Source organism: Paracoccus sp. PAMC 22219, assembly GCF_000787695.1.
GTDB lineage: Bacteria > Pseudomonadota > Alphaproteobacteria > Rhodobacterales > Rhodobacteraceae > Paracoccus.
Genome location: NZ_BBPH01000059.1, coordinates 1 through 2,042 on the forward strand (window position 1 = coordinate 1; position 2,042 = coordinate 2,042).

1 pseudogene is annotated in these 2,042 nt (G+C 67.5%); it reads right to left on the bottom strand.

Annotated elements, in window-relative coordinates:
- Positions 1-115: 115 nt before the first annotated feature.
- Positions 116-2,042: pseudogene (locus TY51_RS07315) on the bottom strand (pyruvate carboxylase); the annotation flags it as partial.

Below are 2,042 nucleotides of genomic sequence, written 5' to 3' on the forward strand. Positions count from 1 at the left end.
TGCTGGCCGGGGGCGGGGGTGCCGACCGATGGTCGGCGTGCTGCCGCCCGGCGGCGCGCGCCGCTGACGCGGGCGCGGGGGTGCGGGGCCGGGGTGGGTTCCCCGGCCCTGTGCGTCATTCGATCTCGACCAGAAGGTCCTTGGCGTCGATCTGCTGACCGGGGCTGACATGCAACGCCGTGATGGTGCCGTCGCGCTCGGCGTGCAGGCCAGTCTCCATCTTCATCGCCTCGATCGTCAGCAGCAGGTCGCCCTGCTTGACCTGCGCGCCTGCGTGACGCCGACCGAGGCCACCACGCCCGGCATCGGCGCGCCGACATGGCCGGGGTTCGCGGCATCGGCCTTGGGGCGCGCCGCCTGCGCGCCGGTCGCGGTGCGGTTCGGGACGCGCACTTGACGCGGCTGGCCGTTCAGTTCGAAGAACACCTTCATCTGGCCGGTCTCGTCGGTCTCTCCCAGGGTCAGCAGGCGCACCTCCAGCGTCTTGCCGGGGTCGATCTCGACGCTGATCTCGTCGCCCGGCTCCATCCCGTAGAAGAAGGTGCGGGTGGGCAGGGTGCGCACCGGGCCATAGGTGTCGTGGCGTTGCATGTAGTCGGTGAAGACCTTGGGATACATCAGGTATCCGTTCAGATCCTCATCGTCGATGGTCTTGCCGTCCAGCATCTCTGACAGCTTGGCGCGCTCGGCCTCTAGGTCGACGGGCTCCAGATGCGCGCCAGGGCGGTCGGTGATCGGGACCTCTCCCTTCAGCACCTTGGCCTGGATCGCGTGGGGCCAGCCGCCGGGGGGTTGGCCCAGATTGCCGCGCATCATGTCCACGACCGAATCGGGAAAGGACATGTCGCGGTCGGGGTTCGTCACATCGTCCGGCGTCAGGTTCTGGGACACCATCATAAGCGCCATGTCGCCCACGACCTTGGACGACGGCGTGACCTTGACGATGTCGCCGAACATGCGGTTCACGTCGGCATAGGCCTGCGCCACCTCGTGCCAGCGATCCTCCAGCCCCATGCTGCGGGCTTGCGATTTCAGGTTGGTGAACTGGCCGCCGGGCATCTCGTGCAGATAGACCTCGGAGGCCGGGGACTGCAGGCCCGATTCGAAGGCTGCATAGCTTTCGCGCACGCGTTCCCAATAATTGCTGATGGCGCGGACCGCGCCGATGTCCAGGCCGGTGTCGCGGTCGGTGTGGGCCAGCGCCTCGACCACCGACCCCAGGGTCGGCTGGCTGGTGTTGCCCGACAGCGCGTCCATCGCGCAATCGACCGCGTCGACGCCCGCATCCGCCGCGGCCAGGATCGTGGCGCCGCCCATGCCGCTGGTGTCATGGGTGTGGAAGTGGATCGGCAGCCCGACCTCCTCCTTCAGCGCCTTGATCAGGATGCGCGCGGCGGGCGGCTTCAGCAGGCCCGCCATGTCCTTCAAGCCCAGCACATGCGTGCCCGCGGCCTTCAGCTCCTGCGCGGTTTTCACGTAATATTGCAGGTCATACTTGGACCGGTCGGGGTCCAGCATGTTGCCGGTATAGCAGACCGTGCCTTCGCAGATCTTGCCGCTGTCGATCACCGCATCCATCGCGACGCGCATGTTCTCGACCCAGTTCAGGCTGTCGAAGACGCGGAACACGTCGACCCCGGTTTCCGCGGCCTGTTTGACAAAGAACTGCACCACGTTGTCGGGATAGTTGGTGTAACCCACCCCGTTCGACGCGCGCAGCAGCATCTGCGTCATCAGGTTGGGCATCTGCGCACGGATGTCGCGCAGGCGCTGCCACGGGCATTCCTGCAGGAACCGGTACGCCACGTCGAACGTCGCGCCGCCCCAGCATTCGACGCTGAACAGCTGCGGCAGGTTGGCGGCATAGCTGGGCGCCACGCGGATCATGTCGATCGACCGCATCCGGGTCGCCAGCAGCGACTGGTGCCCGTCGCGCATGGTGGTGTCGGTGATCAGCAGCTGTTTCTGCGCGGCCATCCAGTCGGCGACGGCCTGCGCGCCCTGTTCCTCCAGCAGCTGGCGGGTGCCCGGCGCGGGGGCGG